General features: G+C 72.1%; 18 protein-coding genes. 9 read left to right on the top strand and 9 right to left on the bottom strand.

Going from position 1 to position 24,700, the window contains the following annotated elements; all coding sequences use genetic code 11:
- Positions 1-913 precede the first annotated feature (913 nt).
- From ACIRVF_RS19670 to ACIRVF_RS19650, 5 genes are all read left to right on the top strand, one after another.
- Positions 914-2,869, top strand: a complete 1,956-nt coding sequence (locus tag ACIRVF_RS19670) for an alpha-1,4-glucan--maltose-1-phosphate maltosyltransferase (protein ID WP_402819161.1) — start codon at positions 914-916, stop codon at positions 2,867-2,869.
- Entirely contained in the window at positions 2,866-4,590 is a 1,725-nt protein-coding gene (gene treS, locus ACIRVF_RS19665; RefSeq protein WP_402818973.1) for a maltose alpha-D-glucosyltransferase, read from the top strand. Before ACIRVF_RS19670 ends, treS begins: the two co-directional genes overlap by 4 nt.
- Before the next feature lie 251 nt (positions 4,591-4,841).
- Positions 4,842-6,332, top strand: coding sequence for a maltokinase (locus ACIRVF_RS19660; RefSeq protein ID WP_402818970.1), 1,491 nt, complete (start codon positions 4,842-4,844; stop codon positions 6,330-6,332).
- Positions 6,333-6,430: 98 nt separating this feature from the next.
- Positions 6,431-8,884, top strand: coding sequence for a 1,4-alpha-glucan branching protein GlgB (glgB, locus tag ACIRVF_RS19655; protein ID WP_402818968.1), 2,454 nt, complete (start codon positions 6,431-6,433; stop codon positions 8,882-8,884).
- A 46-nt stretch (positions 8,885-8,930) separates the two neighbouring features.
- Positions 8,931-9,605, top strand: coding sequence for a hypothetical protein (locus tag ACIRVF_RS19650; RefSeq protein WP_402818965.1), 675 nt, complete (start codon positions 8,931-8,933; stop codon positions 9,603-9,605).
- Between the two features lie 28 nt (positions 9,606-9,633).
- Here the strand turns inward: ACIRVF_RS19650 and ACIRVF_RS19645 are convergent, their stop codons facing one another.
- Both ACIRVF_RS19645 and ACIRVF_RS19640 read right to left on the bottom strand, forming a co-directional pair.
- Positions 9,634-10,038 carry a type II toxin-antitoxin system VapC family toxin gene (locus ACIRVF_RS19645; protein WP_402818962.1) on the bottom strand — a complete coding sequence of 135 codons (405 nt, stop codon included), beginning with the start codon at positions 10,036-10,038 and terminating at the stop codon, positions 9,634-9,636.
- Positions 10,035-10,316 carry a type II toxin-antitoxin system Phd/YefM family antitoxin gene (locus tag ACIRVF_RS19640; RefSeq protein ID WP_402818959.1) on the bottom strand — a complete coding sequence of 94 codons (282 nt, stop codon included), beginning with the start codon at positions 10,314-10,316 and terminating at the stop codon, positions 10,035-10,037. The genes ACIRVF_RS19645 and ACIRVF_RS19640 overlap by 4 nt, the downstream gene beginning before the upstream one ends.
- Before the next feature lie 176 nt (positions 10,317-10,492).
- Here ACIRVF_RS19640 and pta point away from each other — a divergent pair, with 176 nt between their 5' ends.
- The 3 genes from pta to pyk all read left to right on the top strand — a co-directional run bounded on the left by pta (position 10,493) and on the right by pyk (position 15,364).
- A complete protein-coding gene (gene pta, locus ACIRVF_RS19635) occupies positions 10,493-12,622 on the top strand; it encodes a phosphate acetyltransferase (protein ID WP_402818956.1) in 2,130 nt (709 codons plus the stop codon).
- Entirely contained in the window at positions 12,619-13,842 is a 1,224-nt protein-coding gene (locus ACIRVF_RS19630; RefSeq protein ID WP_402818953.1) for an acetate kinase, read from the top strand. Before pta ends, ACIRVF_RS19630 begins: the two co-directional genes overlap by 4 nt.
- A 94-nt stretch (positions 13,843-13,936) precedes the next feature.
- Positions 13,937-15,364: a pyruvate kinase gene (gene pyk, locus ACIRVF_RS19625; RefSeq protein WP_402818950.1), complete on the top strand. Its 1,428-nt coding sequence runs from the start codon at positions 13,937-13,939 to the stop codon at positions 15,362-15,364.
- Positions 15,365-15,469: 105 nt separating this feature from the next.
- Here pyk and ACIRVF_RS19620 read toward each other — a convergent pair whose 3' ends face one another.
- From ACIRVF_RS19620 to ACIRVF_RS19605, 4 genes are all read right to left on the bottom strand, one after another.
- A complete protein-coding gene (locus ACIRVF_RS19620) occupies positions 15,470-16,921 on the bottom strand; it encodes a hypothetical protein (RefSeq protein ID WP_402818947.1) in 1,452 nt (483 codons plus the stop codon).
- On the bottom strand, positions 16,918-17,607 hold the full coding sequence (locus tag ACIRVF_RS19615) for a DUF6114 domain-containing protein (protein ID WP_402818944.1): 690 nt from the start codon (positions 17,605-17,607) through the stop codon (positions 16,918-16,920). Before ACIRVF_RS19615 ends, ACIRVF_RS19620 begins: the two co-directional genes overlap by 4 nt.
- A gap of 135 nt (positions 17,608-17,742) precedes the next feature.
- Entirely contained in the window at positions 17,743-18,414 is a 672-nt protein-coding gene (locus ACIRVF_RS19610; protein WP_396477004.1) for a DUF6230 family protein, read from the bottom strand.
- Between the two features lie 724 nt (positions 18,415-19,138).
- Positions 19,139-20,134, bottom strand: a complete 996-nt coding sequence (locus ACIRVF_RS19605) for a tetratricopeptide repeat protein (protein WP_402818940.1) — start codon at positions 20,132-20,134, stop codon at positions 19,139-19,141.
- Between the two features lie 506 nt (positions 20,135-20,640).
- On the opposite strand from ACIRVF_RS19605, the gene ACIRVF_RS19600 reads away from it, so the two are divergent.
- Positions 20,641-21,246, top strand: coding sequence for a TetR/AcrR family transcriptional regulator (locus tag ACIRVF_RS19600; protein ID WP_402819158.1), 606 nt, complete (start codon positions 20,641-20,643; stop codon positions 21,244-21,246).
- Between the two features lie 73 nt (positions 21,247-21,319).
- On the opposite strand, the gene ACIRVF_RS19595 is transcribed toward ACIRVF_RS19600, so the two are convergent.
- The 3 genes from ACIRVF_RS19595 to ACIRVF_RS19585 form a co-directional block, all read right to left on the bottom strand.
- Positions 21,320-23,005 (bottom strand): methylmalonyl-CoA mutase, encoded by a 1,686-nt coding sequence (locus ACIRVF_RS19595; RefSeq protein ID WP_402818937.1) that lies wholly within the window; start codon positions 23,003-23,005, stop codon positions 21,320-21,322.
- Between the two features lie 236 nt (positions 23,006-23,241).
- Positions 23,242-23,580 (bottom strand): DUF3817 domain-containing protein, encoded by a 339-nt coding sequence (locus ACIRVF_RS19590; protein WP_402818934.1) that lies wholly within the window; start codon positions 23,578-23,580, stop codon positions 23,242-23,244.
- Positions 23,581-23,656: 76 nt separating this feature from the next.
- On the bottom strand, positions 23,657-24,229 hold the full coding sequence (locus tag ACIRVF_RS19585; protein WP_402818931.1) for a MarR family winged helix-turn-helix transcriptional regulator: 573 nt from the start codon (positions 24,227-24,229) through the stop codon (positions 23,657-23,659).
- Between the last annotated feature and the right edge of the window lie 471 nt (positions 24,230-24,700).

Below are 24,700 nucleotides of genomic sequence, written 5' to 3'. Positions count from 1 at the left end.
CGAAACTACTGTCGTACCGCTGCGAAAAACGTGTCACCGGTGCGAGGATGACCGGAGGTCGTTGATGCTGCGGGGACAACGACGACGGGTGGCGTCCCCCGTGAAGCAGCACGTCCGAATCCTTTTCGCGTTGACCGTTCCCCTTCTCGCTTAACCCGTTCGGCGCTCACCGCGCACCGACGCGTGTCCTCGCGCACGGTCGGCTCGTTCACGGGTCGACCTGGCCGCCCAGGGGCGTGCCCCAGGAGGCGTGCGCCGGGACGCGCACGGGTTCCGGGGCGTCCCGCCACCGGTTCGGCGGGCGCCGGGCAGGTTGCCGGGGACGGCGGCGCGGGCAGGCTTCCGGTCGCACGTCCACCCCACCCAGCAGTCCTCCCGGTACTCCCCTGGCCCGACCCCCCGGCCCGCGGGAGCTGCCGCTGATCTCGGGCAGGAGTTTGGCATGCACGGCGACACGCGGGACCAGTCCACACCAGTGGCCGACACCGTCGACGCAGCGGTCGCGGAATCCGCCGGACGGATGGATTCTGACACTCGGACAGACCCGGCGATGCCGTCGCCCCGGGCGGCCGGAGCGGTCCGTACCGAATCCTCCGAAGCCCAGGCCTCCACCGCACAGGTCCCCGCAGCACCGCCCACCACAGCCCAGCCCGCCGAAGCGGCCCGACAACCCGGGGCCGAGGAGGGCAGGACGGCGGCACCGCGCCGGCGCACCACCACCACGCGCCGCACCACCGCGACGGCCGCCACCCACCGGGCCGCCGAACCCGGGACGGCCGCGGCCGACGCCGAGCCGCCCGCCCGCAAGCGCGCTGCGAGCAAGAGCACCGCCAAGACCGCCGGCACCAAGACCGCCCCTGCCAAGACCGCCACCACCAAGCCCTCCGCCCGCAAGACGACAGAGAGCGACACCGTGATCGGCCGCATCCCCGTCCTGGACGTCAGCCCCCAGATCGACGCCGGTCGCCGCCCGGCCAAGGCCGTCGTCGGCGAGACCTTCCTGGTCACCGCGACGGTCTTCCGTGAGGGCCACGACGCCGTCAACGCCAATGTGGTGCTGCGCGACCCGCGCGGCCGCAGCGGCCCGTGGACGCCGATGCGCGAGCTCGCCGAGGGCACCGACCGCTGGGGCGCGCACGTCACCCCGACCGCGCCCGGCCGCTGGTCGTACCTGGTGGAGGCGTGGAGCGACCCGGTCGCCACCTGGCGCCGGACGGCCGCGGTGAAGCTGCCGGCCGGGATCGACACCGCGCTGGTCCTGGAGGAGGGCGCCCGGCTGCTGGAGCAGGCCGCCGCCGGGGTGCCGAAGAAGGAGGGCCGCGCGCACGTGCTGGCCGCCGTGGACGCGCTCCGCGACCCGGGGCTGCCGCCGCTGTCCCGGCTGGCCGCCGCACTCGCCCCCGAGGTGCTGGAGCTGCTGGCCCGCTACCCGCTGCGCGAGCTGCTCAGCGCCTCCCGTCCGCTGCCGCTCCAGGTGGACCGCGAGCGGGCGCTGTTCGGCTCCTGGTACGAGTTCTTCCCCCGGTCGGAGGGCGCGGTGGTGGACCCGAACGGGGTCGAGCCGCCGCGGTCGGGCACCCTGCGCACCGCCGCCGAGCGGCTGCCGGCGATCGCCGCGATGGACTTCGACGTGGTCTACCTGCCGCCCGTCCACCCGATCGGACGAGCGTTCCGCAAGGGCCCGGACAACACTCTGACGGCCGGTCCGCACGACGTCGGCTCGCCGTGGGCGATCGGCTCGCCCGAGGGCGGTCACGACGCGATCCACCCGGACCTCGGCACCATCGAGGACTTCGACCACTTCGTCGCCGAGGCCAGGGCGCTGCACCTGGAGGTGGCGCTGGACTTCGCCCTCCAGTGCTCCCCGGACCACCCGTGGGTGAACAAGCATCCGGAATGGTTCAGCCACCGCGCCGACGGCACCATCGCGTACGCCGAGAACCCGCCGAAGAAGTACCAGGACATCTATCCGATCAACTTCGATCAGGACATGGACGGAATCGTCAAGGAAACCGTCCGGATCCTCCGGTTCTGGATGTCCCACGGCGTCAGGATCTTCCGAGTCGACAACCCCCACACCAAACCGGTGGTGTTCTGGGAGAAGGTGCTCTCCGACATCGCCCGCACCGACCCCGATGTCGTGTTCCTGGCGGAGGCCTTCACCCGCCCCGCGATGATGCACACCCTGGCGAAGATCGGCTTCCACCAGTCGTACACGTACTTCACCTGGCGCAACACCAAGAACGAACTCACCGAGTACCTCACCGAACTCACCGGCGACGCGGCCGCCTACATGCGCCCCAACTTCTTCGCCAACACCCCGGACATCCTGCACGCCTTCCTGCAGCACGGCGGCCGGGCCGCCTTCGCGATCCGCGCGGTGCTCGCCGCCACCCTCTCCCCCAGCTACGGCGTCTACGCCGGGTTCGAGCTGTGCGAGAACGAGCCGGCCCACCCGGGCTCCGAGGAGTACCTGCACTCGGAGAAGTACGAGCTGCGCCCGCGCGACTGGACCCGCACCGACACCCTCGCCCCGCTGCTCACCGTGCTGAACCGGCTGCGCCGGCGCCACCCGGCCCTCCAGCAACTGCGCGACCTGCGCTTCCACCCCACCGACAACGAGCAGGTGCTCGCCTACTCCAAGACCGCGACCACCCCGGACGGCCTCACCGACCAGGTCATCACCGTGGTCAACCTCGACCCGCACCACGTCCAGGAGGCCACCGTGACGCTCGACGGCGACGGGCCCCACGTGGTGCACGACGAGCTCACCGGCGCCGCCTACACCTGGGGCCGGCACAACTACGTCCGGCTCGATCCCTCAGCCGAGCCGGCTCACCTCCTCACGGTTCGGAGGAACCCAGCGTGACAGTGAACGAGCCCGTCCCCGACACCTTCCCCGAGACCTCGAAGAAGAACCTGGACCCCGAGTGGTTCAAACGTGCGGTCTTCTACGAGGTGCTGGTGCGGTCCTTCCAGGACAGCAACGGCGACGGGGTCGGGGACCTCAAGGGGCTCACGGCCAAACTCGACTACCTCCAGTGGCTCGGCGTCGACTGCCTCTGGCTCCCGCCGTTCTTCGCCTCGCCGCTGCGCGACGGCGGGTACGACGTCGCCGACTACAAGTCGGTGCTGCCGGAGTTCGGTGACATCGCCGACTTCATGGAGTTCGTGGACGCCGCGCACGCCCGCGGCATGCGCGTGATCATCGACTTCGTCATGAACCACACCAGCGACCAGCACCCGTGGTTCCAGGCCTCCCGGGCGGACCCGGACGGGCCGTACGGCGACTTCTACATGTGGGCCGACGACGACAAGCAGTTCCCGGACGCCCGGATCATCTTCGTCGACACCGAGACGTCCAACTGGACGTACGACCCGGTCCGCAAGCAGTACTACTGGCACCGGTTCTTCTCGCACCAGCCGGACCTCAACTACGACAACCCGCGGGTCCAGGACGAGATGATCGCCGGGCTCCGGTTCTGGCTCGACCTCGGCATCGACGGCTTCCGGCTGGACGCGGTGCCCTACCTGTTCGCCCGGGAGGGCACCAACTGCGAGAACCTGCCGGAGACCCACGAGTTCCTCAAGCGGGTCCGCAAGGAGATCGACGCCGACTACCCGGACACCGTGCTGCTCGCCGAGGCCAACCAGTGGCCGGAGGACGTCGTCGACTACTTCGGCGACTTCACCGCGGGCGGCGACGAGTGCCACATGGCGTTCCACTTCCCGGTGATGCCGCGGATCTTCATGGCCGTGCGCCGGGAGTCCCGGTACCCGGTGTCGGAGATCCTCGCCAAGACCCCGGCGATCCCGGGCGGCTGCCAGTGGGGCATCTTCCTGCGCAACCACGACGAGCTGACCCTGGAGATGGTCACCGACGAGGAGCGCGACTACATGTACGCGGAGTACGCCAAGGACCCCCGGATGCGCGCCAACGTGGGCATCCGCCGCCGGCTCGCCCCGCTGCTGGAGAACGACCGCAACCAGATCGAGCTGTTCACCGCCCTGCTGCTCTCCCTGCCCGGCTCGCCGGTGCTCTACTACGGGGACGAGATCGGCATGGGCGACAACATCTGGCTGGGCGACCGGGACGGCGTGCGCACCCCGATGCAGTGGACCCCGGACCGCAACGCGGGTTTCTCCTCCGCCGACCCGGGCAGGCTCAGTCTGCCGCCCATCATGGACCCGGTGTACGGCTTCCAGGTGACCAACGTCGAGGCGCAGCAGAGCAGTTCGAGTTCGCTGTTGCACTGGACGCGTCGCATGATCGAGATCCGCAAGCTCAACCCGGCGTTCGGCCTGGGCACCTACACCGAACTGCCGTCCAGCAACCCCGCCGTGCTGGCCTTCGTGCGCGAGTACGAGGGCGACCTGGTCATGTGCGTGAACAACTTCTCGCGGTTCGCGCAGCCGACCGAGCTGGACCTGCGGCAGTACGGAGGGCGGTACCCGGTCGAGCTGATCGGCGGGGTGCGCTTCCCGTCGATCGGCGAGTGGCCCTACCTGCTCACGCTGGCCGGACACGGCTTCTACTGGTTCCAGCTACGGCAGCCCCCGCGCCTGAGCGGGACCAGGCGGTCGAAGTAACGATCCGCCGCAGCTGCCACCGCGGCCCGCACAGCACCACCAGACCCTCCGGGGGCGCGAGTTGGACCCGGCGCCCCCGGAGTTCTCTGCACCACCGCGTACGGAGAACAGCCCAACGGCTACCCACACGAAGGCGTGACACCCGAGCCCTGCTCGCGTGCCGCGACCGCCGCGCCGCTGAAATCCGGAAGACTGACGGACCCCGGCCACGACCCGTCGGGCAGTCCGCGTGCTTCCGGGGAAAGGGAGTCATGTCCGAAACCTCCCGTTCTCAAGCCCATGTGCAGCACGACGCCCCGGCCGGCTCCGCCGCGCACCCGGGCGCGCGGGGCACCGGGCCCCGGAGAACCGCCCTGGGGGTCAGCGAGCTCGTCCAGGCGGCCCTGCCGCTGATCGCCGAGTGGCTCCCCACCCAGCGGTGGTACGCCGGGAAGGGACGGCCCATCACCGGACTGGTCCCGGTGGTCGGCACCCCACTGCAGGTCGGCGACCCCGCCCTGCTGCACCTGCTGCTGCGGGTCGAGCACGCCACCACGGCCGGGCTGCCGCACGGCGACACCTACCAACTCCTGCTCGGCATCCGCTCCCAGGGCCCGGCGGGCATCGAACCCGGCGCCGTGCTCGGGCGGCTCAGCCAGGGCCCGTACGACGGCGCCGCCCTCTACGACGCGGTCCACGACCCCGAACTGACCGGACGGCTGCTGGAGCACCTCGCCACCGGCGACCGGTTCGGCTCACTGTCCTTCCGCCGCACCCCGGGCTCCGGGCTGCCCACCAACCTCCCCGGCCGCGCCTCCACCGCCGAACAGTCCAACAGCTCGGTCATCTACGGCACCTCGTACATCCTCAAGCTCTTCCGGCGCATCCACCCCGGCACCAACCCCGACCTCGAACTCTCCCTCGCCCTCTCCCGGGCCGGCTCCACCCGCATCCCCCGGGTCGCCGCCTGGTTCGAGAGCCGGATGGAACGCGCCGAGCCCGCCACCCTCGGGCTGCTCCAGCGCTACCTGCCGGACGCCGAGGACGGCTGGGAGCTCGCCCTCGACCAGGTCGGCCGGCTCAAGGGCGACCGGTCCCCCGGCAACTTCGCCATCGAGGCGCACCGGCTCGGCCGGGCCACCGCCGAGGTGCACCGGGTGCTCGCCCGCTCGATGCCCGTCGCCCGGCTCGACCGCACCCAGACCGGCCGGCTCGCCACCGCGATGGCCGACCGGCTGGACAGCGCGGTCGCCGCCGTCCCCGGGCTGCTGCGCTTCCGGGCCGCCCTGCGCACCGCCTTCCAGCAACTCGCCGACGCCCACCCGGACGGCCTACCGGTCCAACGCATCCACGGCGACCTCCACCTCGGGCAGGCCATGCGCACCCCGCACGGCTGGGTGCTGCTCGACTTCGAGGGGGAGCCCGCCAAGTCCGTCAACGAACGCCGCGAGCCGCAGCCCGCCCTGCGCGACGTCGCCGCGATGCTGCGCTCCTTCGACTACGCCGCCGCCCACCTGCTGGCCGGCGGCCCGGTCGACCCGGAACTCGCCCACCTCGCGGCCGCCTGGGCCCAGCGCAACCGCACCGCCTTCTGCGCCGGCTACACCGCCGGGGGCGGCGCCGACCCGGCGGCCTCGCCGGAGCTGATGCGGGCGCTGGAGATCGACAAGGCGGTGTACGAGGTGGTGTACGAGGCCCGGCACCGGCCCAGCTGGCTGCCCATCCCGCTGGCCGCGATCAACCGGCTCGCCCTGTCCGTCTGACCGACCGCCCCGCCCCCGTCCCCGCCGTCCCGCCCTCGACGCCCCACCCCGCTGTCCCGCCACGAGTTCGCCCATCCCCGCCGCTGGAGGACCACGCCGTGACGCCGCTCGACCCGACCGGCCGCCCCACCCGCCCCGTTCCGGCCACCTTCCTGGCCGGGACCTCCGAACGGGCCGAGGCCCGGGAGGCCGACGAGCGCCGGAGGGCCGACGGGCCCCCGGCGGCCGAGACGACCGGGTCCGGCGCGTCCGGGCCCGAGGCGTCCGGCTCCGACACGTCCGGCTCCGGCGCGCCCAGCTTCGGCGCGCCCGGCTCCGACGTCCCCTCGGACGTCCCGGCGGACACCCCCCTCGGCGCCCTGCGCCTGCCCGAGGCGCCGCTGCCGCCGGCCGAGGTGGACCGGTTGGTGAGCGGGCAGCACCACGACCCGCACGCCCTGCTCGGCGCGCACCCGGTGCACGGCGGCACGGCGATCCGGGTGCTGCGCCCGTTCGCCGAGCGGGTGGTGGTGGAGACCGACCAGGGCCCGGCCGAACTCACCCACCAACAGGGCGGACTGTTCACCGGCCTGCTGGTGGGCGACGAACTCCCCGACTACACGCTGCTGGTGGCCTATCCCGGCGGCGAGCCGCTGCGCCAGCACGACGGCTACCGCACCCCGCCCACCCTCGGCGAACTCGACCTGCACCTGATCTCCGAGGGCCGGCACGAGCAGCTGTGGCAGGCGCTCGGCTCCCACGTGCGCACCGTCGACGGCGTCACCGGCACCGCCTTCGCGGTCTGGGCGCCGAACGCCGTCGGGGTGCGGCTGATCGGCGACTTCAACCACTGGGACGGCACCGGCCACCCGATGCGCTCGCTGGGCTCCTCCGGCATCTGGGAGCTGTTCGTCCCCGGCCTCGCCGAGGGCACCACCTACAAGTACGAGATCCACACCCGCCAGGGCTGGGTGCTCGACAAGGCCGACCCGCTGGCCCGGGCCGCCCAGTGCCCGCCCGGCACCGCCTCGGTGGTCACCTCCTCCGCGTACCGCTGGCAGGACGGCGAGTGGATGGCCCACCGGGCCCGCGCCGCGCACCACCGGGCGCCGATGTCGGTGTACGAGCTGCACCTGGCCTCCTGGCGGCCCGACCTCACCTCCTACCGTGCCATCGCCGAGGAACTACCCGGCTACCTCAAGGAGCTGAACTTCACCCACGTGGAGTTCATGCCCGTCATGGAGCACCCCTTCGGCGGCTCCTGGGGCTACCAGGTCTCCGGCTACTACGCCCCCACCGCCCGGCTCGGCTCCCCGGACGACTTCCGGTACCTGGTGGACACCCTGCACCGGCACGGCATCGGCGTGATCGTCGACTGGGTGCCCGCGCACTTCCCCAAGGACGACTTCGCGCTCGCCCGCTTCGACGGCGAGCCGCTGTACGAACCCGCCGACCCGCTGCGCGCGGAGCACCCCGACTGGGGGACGCTGGAGTTCGACTACGGCCGCACCGAGGTGCGCAACTTCCTGGTCGCCAACGCCGTCTACTGGTGCGAGGAGTTCCACATCGACGGCCTGCGGGTGGACGCCGTCGCCTCGATGCTCTACCTCGACTACTCCCGCGAGGGCGGCGCCTGGACGCCCAACCAGTTCGGCGGCCGGGAGAACCTGGACGCGGCCTCCTTCCTCCAGGAGATGAACGCCACCGTCTACCGGCGCTGCCCCGGCGTGATCACCATCGCCGAGGAGTCCACCGCCTGGGACGGCGTCACCCGCCCCACCGACGCCGGCGGCCTCGGCTTCGGGCTGAAGTGGAACATGGGCTGGATGCACGACTCGCTGGTCTACATGTCCAAGGAGCCGGTGCACCGCAAGTACCACCACAACGAGATCACCTTCTCGATGGTGTACGCCTACTCCGAGAACTACATCCTGCCGATCTCGCACGACGAGGTGGTCCACGGCAAGCAGGCCCTGGTCTCCAAGATGCCCGGCGACTGGTGGCAGCAGCGCGCCAACCACCGCGCCTACCTGGGCTTCATGTGGTCCCACCCGGGCAAGCAACTGCTGTTCATGGGACAGGAGTTCGCCCAGGGCGCGGAGTGGCACCACGAGCAGGGCCCGCAGTGGTGGGTGCTCGACGAGCAGTGGCCGGCCCACGCGGACCACCAGGGCGTGCGCCGCCTGGTCCGCGACCTCAACCGGGTCTACCGCGACACCCCCGCCCTCTGGGAGCTCGACACCACCCCGGACGGCTTCCGCTGGCTCGACGGCGGCGCCGCCGAGGACAACCTGCTCTCCTACGTCCGGCACGCCGCAGACGGCACCCCGCTGGTCGCCGTCTGCAACTTCTCCCCGGTGATCCGGCACGGCCACCGGGTCGGCCTGCCCAGCCTGGGCGGCCGCGAGCAGCTCTGGGAGGAAGTGCTGAACACCGACGCCGAGACCTACGGCGGCAGCGGCGTCGGCAACTCCCGCCCGATCAAGGCCGAACCCGTCGAGTGGAACGGCCAGCCCCGCTCCGCCGAACTGATCCTCCCCCCGCTCGCCACCCTCTGGCTCCGCCCGGCCTGAGCCCGTAGGCTCCCCGCCTGGGACTGATCGTCAGCAGGCGGGGGGCTTGCTCGTGTTCATGGTGGGCCTGGGACTGCTCTACCTCGTGCTGCCGCTCGTCTGCTGGGCGTTCCTGGTCCGCACGCGGCCGGTCGGGGTGGCCGTGTTCGCCGTCCTCACCGGCCTGGCCGTCGCCCTGCTCGGCCTGGAACAGGAGCGGTACTTCCTCCGCGCCGCCGCCGAGATCGAATCCGGCTACCCGATCGCCGCCGGCCTGGTGCTCCTCGCGGGCGGACTGGCCGAGCGGCGGCTGCGCGGCCCCCGGCCGGCGAGGGAGTTCCTCGATCCGGTCAGTGGCTCGGTCGTCGCGGTCACCACCCACCTCCTGGCCGGAATCGGCATCGCGATCGCCTACCAGATGCTCTCCTTCGGCTCCTTCCTGCCGAGCGCGGCGGAGGTGTCGCCACCCGCCGGCCTGACCGTCACCCACAGCACCGACGGCTACTGCGGCTCCAACTTCTGCTCCCGCACCCTCACCATCGGCACCACCGGCGGCCTGCCCGCCGCCGACGTCGAGGCCCGGATGCGCGCCGCCCTCACCGCCGACGGCTGGACCCCGGGCCCGGACGGCGCCCTCCTGCGCCCCCACGGCTGGCTGCTGGACCGCCGGGTCTCCGAGGCCTTCGTCAGCGGAACGACGGTGGAACTCTCCGGCTCGGAGTCGGTCGACGCCCGACCCTGACCCCACCCGCGCCGGCCGCCGCGGGCGCTCAGCGCGGGGCCGTGACCGGGAAGCCGAGCTCCTCGGCGGCCCGGCCGAGCTCGCGGTCGTAGGTGACGAAGTCGGTGAGCTCGGCGCGGAAGGGCTCCGCGCTGGCCAGGTGGAGGGCGTCCAGCGATCCCAGGCGCGGGGTGCGGTAGGCGAGGGCCCTGGCGAGCACCGTGCTGCTGAGGTCGACCTGGTAGGCACCGCGGAGGGCCTGGTCGACGTGGTACGGGACCAGCTGGTGCGAGAGGCCCGCGCGGAGCAGCGTGCGGGTGATCTCCAGCCGGGCCAGTTCGCTGGTGATCAGTTCGGTGCCGTGGGGAAGCGCCTCCCGCCAGGTGCGCAGCGCGGCCGTCTCCGGTTCCGGCTTGATGAACTTCAGCAGCGCACACGAGTCGAGATAGATCAACGGTCGCGCTCCCGGTTCCGGTCTTCGATCAGGAGGTCCGACAGGTTGCCGACGTCCGGCAGCAGGTCGAGGGCGAGCTCGGGCATGCCCTGCTCGGCGGGCGGAGTGACCTCGCCGGCCGCGACCATGCGTTCGAGGGTCGACTCCGGGGCCGTCTCCGGCACCATTCTCATCACGGGTCGCCCACGGTCGGTCACGACGATCGTCGCACCGGCCCGGACCCGCGCGACCGCCTTCGAGGGGTTCTGGTTCAGTTCACGCAGTCCCATGGTCTCCATAACCCCAATGTAACTACATCACGTAGTTACATCAAGGGCGCGCGTTGACGCGAATCCGGAGACGGGCCTTTGGTCCCTTGCCCTCCCGCTCGCCCTCTGCTCGCGGACGGCCGTACGGGGTGCGAAGGTATGGTCGATATGACCAGCTTCCGAGGCGACGGGACGGAGACATCCGCGTGGCGCGCAGCGTGTACGTGACCGGGATCGACCGGGGGGACGGGCGGCAGGCGGTCGAGCTCGGGGTCATGGAACTGCTCACCCGCCAGGTGGACCGGGTCGGGGTGTTCCGTCCGCTGGTGCACGCGGCCGCGCCCGGGGAACCCGGGTCGGACCACGTGGTCGAGCTGCTGCGCGCGCGGTACCGGATCGACCTGCCGAGTCCTGAGCTGTACGGGCTCACCTACGAGGAGGCCGCCGCGCTGCAGGCCGCCCAGGGGCAGGACGAGCTGGTCTCCACCCTGGTCGACCGCTTCCGCGCGGTGGAGCGGCGCTGTCAGGCGGTGCTGGTGCTCGGCACCGACTTCGCGGACACCAACATCCCGGACGAGCTGGCCTTCAACGCCCGCCTCGCCAACGAGTTCGGCGCCGCCGTGCTGCCGGTGCTCGGCGGGCAGGGCAAGGAGCCGGAGGCCGTGATCGCCGAGGTGCGCAACGCCCACCGGGCGTTCACCGACCTCGGCTGCGAGACCCTGGCGATGATCGCCAACCGGGTCGCCCCGAGCGCCAAGCAGCGGATCCAGCGCACGCTCACCGAGAAGCTGCCGATCCCCGCCTACGTCATCCCGGAGGAGCCGGCCCTCGCCGCGCCGACCGTCGCCCAGCTGGTCGAGGCGACCGGCGCCGAGGTGCTGCTCGGCGACGCGACCGGCCTGGCCCGGGACGTGCGCGGCTTCGTCTTCGGCGGCGCCATGCTGCCCACCTTCCTGGACGCGCTGACCGAGGGCGCCCTGGTCGTCACCCCCGGGGACCGCGCCGACCTGGTGATCGGCTCGCTGGCCGCCCACGCGGCCGGCGCCCCGCCGATCGCCGGCGTGCTGCTGACCCTCGGCCAGCACCCCGGGCCGAACGTCATGGCGCTGGCCGCCCGGCTCGCCCCCGGCACCCCGGTCGCGTTCGTCCCCGAGGGCAGCTGGCCCACCGCCGCCACCCTGACCCACCTGGAGGGCAAGCTCACCGCGGCCAGCCCCCGGAAGGCCGAGATCGCCCTCGGCCTGTTCGAACTGCACGTCGACACCGTCGAGTTGACCAACCGGATCGAGGTCGGCCGGTCCGAGCGGGTCACCCCGATGATGTTCGAGCACGAGCTGCTGGAGCGCGCCCGGGCCGGCCGCCGGCACGTGGTGCTGCCCGAGGGCACCGAGGAGCGGGTGCTGCGCGCGGCCGAGATCCTGCTGCGCCGCAACATCTGCGACCTCACCCTGCTCGGCGAGGTCGACGCGGTGCGCCGCAAGGCCGCGGGCCTGGGCATCGACCTCCCCCAGGAGACGCCGGGCGCCGACCGCGCCCAGGTCCGGATCGTCGACCCGACCACCAGCCCGCTGCGCCGCCAGTTCGCCGAGCTGTACGCCCGGCTGCGCGCCCACAAGGGGATGACCGTCGAGCTGGCGCTGGACGTGGTCACCGACGTCTCCTACTTCGGCACCCTGATGGTCCAGGAGGGCATCGCGGACGGCATGGTCTCCGGCGCGGTGCACTCCACCGCGGCGACCATCCGGCCCGCCTTCGAGGTGATCAAGACCTCGCCGGGCGCCTCGATCGTCTCCTCCGTCTTCTTCATGTGCCTGGCCGACAAGGTGCTGGTGTACGGCGACTGCGCGGTCAACCCGGATCCGGACGCCCAGCAGCTGGCCGACATCGCCATCCAGTCCGCCGCCACCGCCGCCCAGTTCGGGGTGGAGCCGCGGGTCGCGATGCTCTCCTACTCGACCGGCACCTCCGGCTCGGGCGCGGACGTCGACAAGGTCCGCAAGGCCACCGAGCTGGTCCGCGAGCTGCGGCCGGACATCCTGGTCGAGGGCCCGATCCAGTACGACGCGGCGGTGGACGCCCACGTCGCGGCCACCAAGCTGCCGGGCTCGGCGGTGGCCGGGCGGGCGACCGTGCTGATCTTCCCGGACCTCAACACCGGCAACAACACCTACAAGGCCGTCCAGCGCTCGGCCGGCGCGATCGCGGTCGGCCCGGTGCTGCAGGGGCTGCGCAAGCCCGTCAACGACCTCTCGCGCGGGGCGCTGGTGCAGGACATCGTCAACACCGTCGCGATCACCGCCATCCAGTCCCAGGACGACAAGGAGCCGAAGGCATGACCGGAGGGACGCGCGTCCTCGTACTCAACGCCGGCTCCTCGTCGGTCAAGTACCAGCTGATCGACATGCTGGACGGCGCCCGGCTGGCCTCCGGGCTGGTCGAGCGGATCGGCGAGTCCACCGGCCGGCTGGCGCACACCCCGCGCGCCGGCGAGCGGCGCGAGCTGCTGCAGGTCTTCCCGGACCACTCCGCGGCGCTGAAGGCCGTCGCCGAGGAGCTGGCCGCCGACGGCCTCGGACTGGACTCCCCCGACCTGGCCGCGATCGGCCACCGGGTGGTGCACGGCGGCAAGCGGTTCACCGAGCCGACCGTGATCACCGAGGAGGTGCTGAAGGAGATCCGCCGGCTGATCCCGGTCGCGCCGCTGCACAACCCGGCCAACGTCACCGGCATCGAGGTGGCCCGCGCGCTGCGGCCCGACCTGCCGCAGGTGGCCGTGTTCGACACCGCCTTCCACGCCTCGATGCCGGAGCACTCCGCGCGGTACGCGATCGACAGGGCCGTCGCGGACGAGCACCGGGTGCGCCGCTACGGCTTCCACGGCACCTCGCACCAGTACGTCTCCCGGGCCACCGCCCGGCTGCTCGGCAAGGACCCGGCCGAGGTCAACGTGATCGTGCTGCACCTGGGCAACGGCGCCTCCGCCTCGGCGGTCAGCGGCGGCCGCTGCGTGGACACCTCGATGGGTCTGACCCCGCTGGAGGGCCTGGTCATGGGCACTCGTTCGGGTGACATCGACGCCGGGGTGGTGTTCCACCTGCACCGGGTCGGCGGCCTGTCCATCGACGAGATCGACGACCTGCTCAACCGACGCAGCGGCCTGCGGGGCCTGTGCGGCGAGAACGACATGCGCGAGATCATGCGTCGGGCCGACGAGGGGGACCCGGACGCCCGGCTCGCCTTCGACTCGTACGTCCACCGGCTGCGCAAGTACATCGGCGGCTACTACGCGGTGCTCGGCCGGGTGGACGCGATCGCGTTCACCGCGGGCGTCGGGGAGAACGCGGCGCCGGTGCGCGCCGCGGCCACCGCGGGACTGGAGGAGCTGGGCATCGCCGTGGACCCGGAGCTGAACTCGGTGCGCTCCGGCGAGGCCCGGATCATCTCGCCCGCGTACTCCCGGGTGGCGGTCGCGGTGGTGCCCACCGACGAGGAACTGGAGATCGCCCGACAGGCCTTCGCCCTGGTGCACCGGGAGGTTGACGGTCCCGAGGACTGACACACCGTCGTCTCGCTCCTCGGGATACTTCGTCGGCGATTCCCCACGATTCGTGCCGAATGCACCTATAACACGAACGGATAGACTGATCCATATGCGCCGAGCGAAAATTGTCTGCACCCTGGGTCCGGCGACGGACTCCTACGAACAGCTGAAGGCCATCGTCGAGGCGGGCATGAACGTCGCCCGACTCAACATGAGCCACGGCAACCACGCGGACCACGAGGAGCGGTACCGAAAGGTCCGCCAGGTCTCGGAGGACACCGGCAAGGCCATCGGCGTCCTGGCCGACCTCCAGGGTCCCAAGATCCGTCTGGCGACCTTCGCCAACGGCCCGGTGACCGTCGACAACGGCGACGAGTTCACCATCACCACCGAGGACGTCCCCGGTGACCAGCACATCTGCGGCACCACCTACAAGGGCCTGCCCGGCGACGTGAAGCCCGGCGACCCGATCCTGATCAACGACGGCGTCATCGCCCTGGAGGTCGTCAGCGTCGACGGCCCGCGGGTGAAGACCGTGGTGGTCGAGGGCGGCGTGCTCTCGAACAACAAGGGCATCAACCTGCCCGGCGCGGCCGTGAACGTGCCCGCCCTGTCCGAGAAGGACAAGGAGGACCTGCGCTTCGCCCTGCGTCTGGGCGTCGACATGGTCGCGCTGTCCTTCGTCCGCAACGCGGACGACATCAAGGACGTCCACGAGGTCATGGACGAGGTCGGCATCCGGGTGCCGGTCATCGCCAAGATCGAGAAGCCGCAGGCCGTCGAGGCCATGGAGGAGATCGTCCTCGCCTTCGACGCCATCATGGTCGCCCGCGGCGACCTGGCCGTCGAGTACCCGCTGGAGCGGGTGCCGCTGGTCCAGAAGCAGCTGATCACCCTGGCCCGCCGCAACGCCAAGCCGGTCATCGTCGCCACCCAGATGATGGAGTCGATGATCCACGCCTCGCGGCCGACCCGCGCCGAGGTCTCCGACGTCGCCAACGCCATCCTGGACGGCACCGACGCGGTGATGCTCTCCGCCGAGTCCAGCGTCGGCAAGTACCCGGTCGAGACCGTCCGCACCATGAGCCGGATCTGCGAGAAGGCCGAGGAGGAGCTCGTCTCCCAGGGCCTGCAGCCGCTCAACCCGGGCCGCAAGCCGCGCACCCAGGGCGGCTCGGTCGCCCGCGCCGCCTGCGAGCTGGGCGACTTCCTGAACGGCAAGGCGCTGATCGCGTTCACCAAGTCCGGTGACACCGCGCGCCGGCTGTCCCGCTACCGCTCGCCGATCCCGGTGATCGCGTTCACCCCGGACGCGGCCACCCGCAACCAGCTCTCGCTGAGCTGGGGCGTCGAGTCGTACGTCACCGAGCAGGTGGCCACCACCGACGCGATGGTCGCGCAGGTCGACCGCGAGCTGCTGCGGCTGGGCGAGCTGAGCGAGGGCGACACCGTGATCGTCACCGCCGGTGTCCCGGTCGGTGTCCCCGGCACCACCAACCTGGTGCAGGTGCACCGCCTGGGCAGCCACGGCGAGTGACGCCCCGGTAGGACCGTACGAACGCCGGTGGGGCGGCCCTCCTTCACGGAGGGCCGCCCCACCGGCGTCGTGGCGTCCGCAGGACAGGCCCTGGCTAGCTGCCGCTCACTTGTCGCTGTAGGGCGCGTTGTCGTTGAACAGGTGCATCCCCGGGATGTGCAGGGTGCCGCCGAACTGGCCGGCCTGCTTGGCGGTGACGCCGGTCAGCTCCAGGTCCAGCGGGATCGGCACCGAGCCGATCAGGTCGTAGAGCCAGCGCGGCAGGGTGTCCGGGGTGAGGGTGATCTCGCCCAGGTCGATCGGGATCGGCAGACCGAGCACCTTGGACAGGTGGCCGGACAGCCGCTCCACGTACATGGTGACCTGGCCGTTGCGCATGGTCGAGGTCGAGCCCGGAGCGCCCTGGACGTGGAAGGTGACGCCGTTGCCCTCCAGGGTCGACATGTCGAGGTTCTCGATGTCCACGCTGTCGACCACGAACTTCAGCACCCGTTTGGTGCCGGTCGGGGTCTTCACGTCGTAGACGCCGTGGAAGGCCGCGCCGTGCAGGCCCAGCCGGCTGCTCTGCAGCGTCCAGTTCTGCTCCGGCACGACCTGCTGGGAGGAGGCCGCGCCGGCGGTCAGGTTGCGGGTGTCCACGTCGCAGTTGGGGTTCGCGGTGGGCGAGCCGGACGGGGTCGCGGTGGCCGCCGGGGTCGCCGGGACGTCCGCCGACGGGGTCGCGGACGGGGCCGGCTTGGCACTCGACTTCCCGCCGGAGGGGGTGGCGGCCGGCGAGGGCTGCCCGGCCGAGGGCTGGGCCCCCGACGACTGGGTGCCCGAGGACCGGGTGCCCGAGGACTGGCCGCCGGTGGACGGGGCCTGGGGCTGGGGCTGGGAGGGCTGCGCCGGGGTGCCGACCCGCGGGGCCGGGGCGGCCGGGGCCTGGGGGGTGGCACTGGGCGTCGCGCTCGGCGTCGGACCGGCCGAACCGCCCGGGTTCAGCAGGTGGTCGATGCCGCCGACGAGGTCGTCGATCAGCCCGGCACGGCTCGCGGTGGCCGTGCCGTTGCCGGTGCCCTGGTACACCGCGCTCACCGGGCCCGAGCCGCCGGTGGCGGTGGAGCGGACGACGGGCGGGGTGGTGGCCGTGCCGGCGGCCGGCGGCTTCACCGGAGCGGTGGTCGGGGCCGGGGCCTGGGTCGGCGTGGTGGTCGGCACCGAGCTGGGGCCGGTCGAGGGCGCCCCCGTCGCCGTACCGGAGGTGCCGGACGTACCGGGCGTGCCCGACGGCGCGGGCGGCGGCTCGGGCAGCTCGCTCTTGGGAACGGGCGTCTCGATCGGTGCCACGTCCGGAACGGTGACCGGCGCGTTGCCGCAGGGCTTGCCCGCCGCGGACTCGGCCACCGCCGGGTTGGGCGTGTAGGCCGCGGCCATCAGCAGCGCGGTGGGCACCGCGGCCATCGCCAGGGCGCGGCCTCTGAGTCTGACCCGCACCGGCGTGCGCGGCGCCGCGTGCCGGCCGGAGCGCTGCGCGGGGACGGCCTTGCCCTCAGCTTGCTCGGCCGGCCCGGTCACCGCGCCTCCTCCTGCTCCCCGGCGGTCGGCTGCTGCGGGACGACGGGCTCGGCAGCGGGCTCGGCGGCGGACTCCTTGGGCGTGCCCTGGGCGGGCAGCTTGGCGGTGGGCGCCTTGGCGGACGCGGCCTTGGCGGGCGCGGCCTTGGCGGGCTCGGCGGCGGCCGGCTCAGCGGCCTCGGCGGCAGCGGCCGGCTCGGTCGCGACGCGCTGCGCGCTGGGGTTGTCCGCCTGCTTGCCCCGGCGCGCGCGCCGCCCCGTGGCGGGCTCGGCGGCCGGCTCCGGCAGCGGGGCCCAGGAGACCATCAGCCCGCCGCCGATCAGGCCCGGCAGCAGCGACAGGCCGAAGCCCGCGAGGTTGGAGACCGGGATCGAGACCAGCGTCAGCAGGATCGTCGCGATGCCCGCGAAGACCCGCACGGCGGGCTGGAACCAGGCGGTCAGACCGAGAATGATCATCAGCACCCCGATGATCAGCGACCCGGCGCCGGCCGTGGTGGACATCGCGATGGTCAGCCCGCCGAACGTCAGGTGGGCGTACGGGAAGTAGAGGATCGGAACGCCGGCGATCATGGCCAGCTTGCCGCCCCAGTAGGGCCTGGTGCGGCGGAAGTCACGCCAGTGCCGCCAGAGCCACCCGATGGGGTTCTGGTGGCCGGGCCGCGTCTCGACCGTTGCGCTGGACATGAACAACTCCTCGACGTCGCTACGAGGTTGGAACAAAAAAGGGGGTTGGCCGAGGAGCGGCGGTGATCCGCCGCCCCCCGGCCGCAGGTGGACCCGTCAGTCCGGCACGCCGTGCGGCGTGCCGTCAGGCAGGGCTCAGAAGCACTCGTTGCCGGCGCCGTCGCCGCTCTTCAGCGCGAGGCTCAGGCCGTTCAGCTTGAACGTGCCGGCCGAGGTGGCCCGCGCGGTCTGCTGGACGCCGCTCAGGTCGGCGACCTTTGCGGACTGGGCGAAGCCGGTCGCACCGGTCGGCAGACCGGCGCCACCGCCCGCCTTGGTGACGCCCGGGTGCGGGGCCCAGCCCTGGGTGGCCGTGCCGGAGAGGGTGGAGGCGTCCTGACCGATGTTCATGTCGGTGAAGGACGCGTCCGCCTTCAGCTGCTCCAGGTCGATCAGCAGGTTCGAGGCCTCGACCGGCTTGGCGGAGTCGGTGCCGGCGTGCAGCTGCAGGGTGATCTTGCCCAGGCCGAACGCGGACAGGTCGGTCACCACCGACTGGCACAGGTTGTTGATGGTGGCGTGGTCGAAGGCCGAGACCGCGACCGGGTGCGGCTTGCCGCTCGCCTCGATGTCCACCGAGCCGAACTGGGCGAAGTTGGTGCCGTGCAGCTGGTCGGTGCTGACCTTGAACTGCTGGCCGGAAATGCTGAACGAGGCGGCGAGCGCGCTGTTGGCGATCGAGACGCCGACCATCGCGGTGGCCGCGACGCTCGGCACCATCACCAGGGCGAAGCGCTTCCAGCGGGTCTTGCCGTAGGTCTTGGACATGCGAGTCCTCCTTCTAGGACGTACATCTCCGGCTCCCCGGCGGCGCGTCCCGCGCCGGTGGGGGCCTGGGATGGGAGAGAGCTACGTCCTCGGTAGCGGAGAGCGCCTTGGGCGTCGTCGGACGCGGGAGCGGCCTGCGTGCTGCGGCACTCCCGTCCCGAAACCGGCCGTCCTTGTGGGACGACGGGTCGGACCGACGACATCGGCGATCACCCCCGAGCGACAACCAGCGACCGCGCAGGGCCGCGCGGCCGGTCGAGGACAGGAACCGCCGTGGGACCGCGGATACCCCCCTGCCCTCCCTACCGCCGACCGGGGCCGGCGGATCACCCGGTGGGGATCCCGCGCTCCGCGTGGCCGACCGGCTGTCGGAGGGTGTGGAGTCTGGGACCGGGCGTGGCCGATCGTGCTGGAAACAGGGGCGAAGCACAAGGGGTGGCTTACTGACGGGTAATGCAACAGCGGGGGGCGTTGATCATGGAATTGGCGCGATTTGCACCCTGCGTGACGCCTTGAAGAATTCGTGGCGACGTAATCCCCCGGAAACAGCAGCGAAACACCCGTGGGTGGTCACTGAACGTGACCACCCACGGGTGAAATCAAGATTTGGTAAACCTCTGTCCGGTTGCCCGGATTGTCGCCAAATCCCCAGGCGACACCGCAGGTCATCCGAGGTGCCAGGCACCCGGTGCCAGGGCCGGGCCCGACCCCTCCGGCGGTGGGCTCAGAACAGCACGCGGGCCAGCGCCGTACGGGCCGCGACGACCCGCGGGTCCTCCGGACCGATCACCTCGAACAGCTCCAGCAGGCGCAGCCGGGCGGTGTCCCGGTCCTCGCCGAAGGTCCGGCCGACGGTGTCCACCAGACGCCCGAAGGCGTCCTCGACGTGACCGCCCACCAGGTCCAGGTCGGCCGCCTGCAACTGGGTCCCGACGTCCTTCGGGTCGGCGGCGGCCGCGGCCCGGACGGCCTGGAGGTCCAGGCCCTCGACCCGCTTGAGCAGCTCGGCCTGCGCCAGGCCCAGCTTGGCCTCGGTGTTGCCCGGCTGGTCGGCCAGCACGTTCCTGTAGGCCTGGATGGCGCCGCCCAGGTCGCCGGCGTCCAGCGCGTCGTGCGCCGCGGCCAGCGCCGGGTCCTCCGGCCGCTGCGGACCCGCGGCCTCCGCGGCCTCTCCGGCCGGGGCGACCGCGCCGCCGGAGATGCCGAAGCGCTGCTCGGCGACCAGGATCAGCTGGTCCAGCACCTTGCGGACGTTCGCGGCGCTCTCCGCGCCCTGGAACAGCGGCACCAGCTGACCGGCCACCACGGCCATCACGGCCGGGATGCCCTGGATGCCGAACTGCTGGGCGATCAGCTGGTTGGCGTCCACGTCGATCTTGGCGAGCACGAAGGCGCCGGCGTACTCCTCGGCGAGGCCCTCCAGGATCGGGCTGAGCTGCTTGCAGGGCCCGCACCACTCGGCCCAGAAGTCGATGACGACCGGCACCTCGGTGGAGCGCTGGACGACCTCCGTCTCGAAGGTGTCCTCGGTGACGTCGATGACGAGCTGGTAGGCGGGCTGGGGGGCGACTCCGTCCGCTTCGGCGGCGGCCGCCTGGCGGGCCCGCTCGGCCCGGGCCTGCTCGGCCTTCTGGGCGGCCTCACCGGCCGCCTTCACTGCGGCGAGGTCGACCGCACCGCGCAGGGCGGCGCTGTTGAGACGCGAATTCCGTGGCTGCATGGCACCATCCTCCCCCGTCCGCGCTGCTCGCGGGCACCAACCTACGGAAAGTCGCCCCGCGCGGGCTGCGCGGTGCGGGATCCCGGGCCGGGCGCCCCTCCCCCGGTAGCCTGAACCGTTCGGCGCGGATCCCCACCCGCGCCCGCGCCGCTCCCGTCCCACGGGATCCGGCGCCTGGTTGTCACTGCTTTCGCTACAGGTCGTAGCGTAACTGGAGCCGGTGGCCCGGCCGCAAGCCCCACCGGCGGTTCGGGGACGTGAGCTGCCCCACTTTCCCGGGCCGCCCGGCTGCCCGAATCGGCGAACAGTCGCTACCGTTACCAGCCCCACCCAAGTTACTTACCAGTAAATCGCAAGGAGATCCGGTGCCGGCCGCCCAGCCCCCCGCGAGCCCGGACAGCGCCGTCCCGGGCAGCACCGTCCGGGGCAGCACAGTCCAGGGCGGCACAGTCGAGGGCGGCGCGGCCCCGGGCGGCACGGCCACGGGCGGCACGGCCCAGGAGGGGATGCCCGCGTCCCGGGCCAAGGGCCGCCCGCGCAGCGCCGCCGCCGACCTCGCGATCCTCGACGCCACCCGTGAGGCCCTCGCCGAACTCGGCTGGGGCGGACTGACCATGGGCCACGTCGCGAGCCGGGCCGGGGTGGCCAAGACCACGCTCTACCGCCGCTGGCCGTCCAAGAACGAGCTCGTGGTGGACGCCGTCGCCAGCCTCTTCGACGACCTCGTGATGCCCGACCTCGGCAGCCTCCGGGCCGACATCGAGGCCGTGGTCGGCCAGTTCGCCGACCTGCTGGCCCGGCCGGAGACCCAGACCGCGCTGCTCGCCCTGTTCGCCGAGGGCACCCGCGACCCCCAGCTGCGCCGCCGGATCCGGGAGGCGATCGTCGACCCGCAGAAGCACCTGGTCCGGCAGGGCCGGGCAGCCGCCCAGGCGCGCGGCGAACTCGAAGCAGACAGCGACGCCGGATCGGCCTGCGAGGAGGTCGACATCATCTTCGACACCATCGCGGGCACGGTCGAGCACCGCGTCCTGGTCAGCGGCGAGCCGATCACCCCGGAGTGGACCCGCCGCTTCACCGACCTGCTGCTCGGGCCGCTCACCGCCGGCTGACGGCGCCCGGGCACGGCGGCGCCGCCCCGTACGGACTTCCGTACGGGGCGGCGCCGTTGAAGGGGTCAGCCGGTCAGAACGCCGCGTTCTCCCGGTACGTCCCCCACTCCTCCCGCAGCGCGTTGCAGATCTCGCCCAGGGTCGCCTCGGCGCGCACCGCGTCCAGCATCGGCGGGATCATCGACTCGCCCGAGCGCGCCGCCGCCAGCATGGCGTCCAGCCCGGCCCGTACCGCCGCGTCGTCCCGGGCCGCCTTGCGCTCGCCCAGCACCCGCACCTGCTCGCGCTCGACCTCGTGGCTGACCCGCAGGATCTCCAGGTCCGGGGTGACGCTGCGCGGGTGGCAGTTGACACCGACCACGCGCTTCTCGCCCTTCTCCACCGCCTGCTGGTACTGGAAGGCGGCCTCGGCGATCTCGCCGGTGAACCAGCCCTCCTCGATCCCGCGCAGGATGCCGGAGGTGATCGGTCCGATCTCGTGGTCCTCGCGGCCCTTGTCCAGGATCCGCTGGAAGATCGCCTCGGCCTGCTGCTCGATCCGGTCGGTCAGCGCCTCGACGTACCAGGAGCCGCCCAGCGGGTCGGCCACGTTGGTGACGCCGGTCTCCTCCATCAGCACCTGCTGGGTGCGCAGCGCGATCTCGGCGGCCTGCTCGGAGGGCAGCGCCAGGGTCTCGTCCAGCGCGTTGGTGTGCAGCGAGTTGGTACCGCCGAGCACCGCGGAGAGCGCCTCGACGGCGGTGCGCACCACGTTGTTGTACGGCTGCTGCGCGGTGAGCGAGACGCCGGCGGTCTGGGTGTGGAAGCGCAGCCACTGCGCCTTGTCGGTCTTCGCGCCGAAGCGGTCGCGCATCCAGCGGGCCCAGATCCGGCGGGCGGCGCGGAACTTGGCGATCTCCTCGAAGAAGTCCAGGTGGGCGTCGAAGAAGAACGACAGGCCGGGGGCGAAGACGTCCACGTCCAGACCTCGGGACAGGCCCAGCTCGACGTAGGCGAAGCCGTCCGCCAGGGTGTACGCCAGCTCCTGCGCGGCCGTCGCCCCGGCCTCGCGGATGTGGTAGCCGGAGACGGACAGCGGCTTGTACGCCGGGATGCCCTTGGCGCAGTGCTCCATCAGGTCGCCGATCAGGCGGAGGTGCGGCTCGGGGGCGAAGAGCCACTCCTTCTGGGCGATGTACTCCTTGAAGATGTCCGTCTGCAGGGTGCCGTTGAGCACCGCCGGGTCCACGCCCTGGCGCTCGGCGGCCACCAGGTACATGCAGAAGATCGGGACGGCCGGCCCGCTGATCGTCATCGAGGTGGTGACGTCGCCGAGCGGGATGCCGTCGAACAGCACCTCCATGTCGGCGGCCGAGTCGATGGCGACGCCGCAGTGGCCGACCTCGCCGAGCGACTTGGGGTCGTCCGAGTCGTAGCCCATCAGGGTGGGCATGTCGAAGGCGACCGAGAGGCCGCCGCCGCCCGCGTCCAGGATCATCCGGTAGCGCTCGTTGGTCTGCTGCGCGTTGCCGAAGCCGGCGAACTGGCGGATGGTCCAGGTGCGGCCGCGGTAGCCGGTGGGGTGCAGGCCGCGGGTGAACGGGTACTCGCCCGGCCAGCCGATCCGCTCGAAGCCCTCGACGGGCTGCCCGGGGGCGGGGCCGTAGACCGGCTCGACCTCGTCGCCGGACAGGGTGGTGAAGTCCGCGTCCCGCTTGCGGGCCTTGTCGTACCGCTGCTGCCAGCGCTGCCGTCCGCGCTCGATCTCCTCGGCGTCCATGGGCCGAACTCCGCTCCGTACGGCCGCCACGGCACCGGGCGGCACAGCTATTAGGACGTCCTACTAATTTACTCGGACGTCCTAGTAGTTGTCGACGGCAACCCGCCGCGGAACGGTGACAGTCGGGGAACGGCGACGACCGGGAAATGGCGACGACCGGGAACGGCGACGACCGGGGAACGCGAAGAGCGCCCCGCCCCCATCGGGGACGGAGCGCTCTCGGGGAGCCCGTCGGCTCAGACGCCGGCCGGCTGGCGGGCGCCGCCCGCCGGGAGCTGCTCGGCGGCCTCGCGGGCCACCCTGCGCTCGAAGACGAAGGACAGGAACGGGATGCAGCCCGCCGCCAGGGTCAGCACCAGCCGGCCGAGCGGCCACTTCAGCTTCTGCCCGAGCAGGAAGGTCACCACGAAGTACCCGATGTACAGGTAGCCGTGCAGCATCGCGACGTAGGTGGTCAGGTCCTCGGCGGCACCGAAGCCGTACTTCGCGATCATGAAGCCGCAGAACACCAGCAGTGCGCAACCGGTCGCAATGGCCAGGCCGCGGTACCAGCCCAGCAGGGGGGTCGCCTTCATACTCTTCCTCGCCTCGCTCGGCAGTTTCGGCCGGTACGCCCTGATCCGCGCACCGCTCCCACGAGGGTAGCCGCCCTCACGGCCGCTCCCGAGCAGCCCCCTCGGCAGTCCCTCCGGCGATCCCGTCGGCGGCCCCCTCGTCCGGCTCCACGAAGTCCCCGGCGGCGACCCGCAGCGGCCGGAGCAGTTCGAACACCTGGCGGCACTGGTCGGGGCCGTACTCCTCCAGCCCGAACTCCATCGCCATCAGCTCCCGGGTCGCCTCCTCGACCACCTCGCGGCCGCGCCCGGTGATCGCGGCGAGCACCCCGCGACCGTCCAGCGGGTTGGGGCGGCGGGCGACCAGGCCGGCCCGCTCCAGGCGGTCGACGGTGTTGGTGACGCTGGTCGGGTGGACCATCAGCCGCTCGCCGATCTTGGACAGCGAGAGCTCCCCGGTCCGGCTGAAGGTCAGCAGCACCAGCGCCTCGTACCGGGCGAAGGTCAGGCCGTACGGCTTGAGCACCGCGTCGACCCGGGACAGCAGGATCTGGTGCGCGCGCATGATCGAGGTGATCGCCGCCATCGAGGGCACGGTGCCCCAGCGGCGGGCCCACAGCTCGTCGGCGCGGGCGATCGGGTCGAAGTCGAGTGCGAGGGGCTTGGCCACGTCCTTACCGTACCGGCGGACGGGACGTGTGCTACCAGCTGTCCTGATGGTGGACAAGCGGGGAACGGTGGCGGGATCCCGCCAATCGGACGGCCAGGTCCATACCTGGACATTGCGTCGATGTGAATGGACGGCAACGCGTCTCCGCCGCACCGGGGTTGACCACCCGCCGACCGAACGCCCCGCTACCAGGCCTCGATCCGGACCGGAACCCGCTGAAAGTCGGGGTGATTGGTCCCCTTTGTCCTTCCGTTCACATTGCTTCGTCATGGCGGGACTTGGCCAATTCATGAGGAAGACCTGTCATTTGATTTGCTCGATTGTCATGCTTTCCGCCAACCCCGTTCGACAGCCACCACCCCCACCCAACCGGTGGCAGCCGCACGACCGCTCGGGGTCCTCGCACGTCAGCGCCCGTCCCGCCCCTCAGGTGTCGACCCCGGCCCCCGGGACGCGGCGCGACCGCGCCCA

Source organism: Kitasatospora sp. NPDC101157, from assembly GCF_044768255.1.
Lineage (GTDB): Bacteria > Actinomycetota > Actinomycetes > Streptomycetales > Streptomycetaceae > Kitasatospora.
The sequence above is the reverse complement of the archived record's forward strand: the minus strand, read 5'-3'. Positions and strand labels throughout refer to the sequence as shown.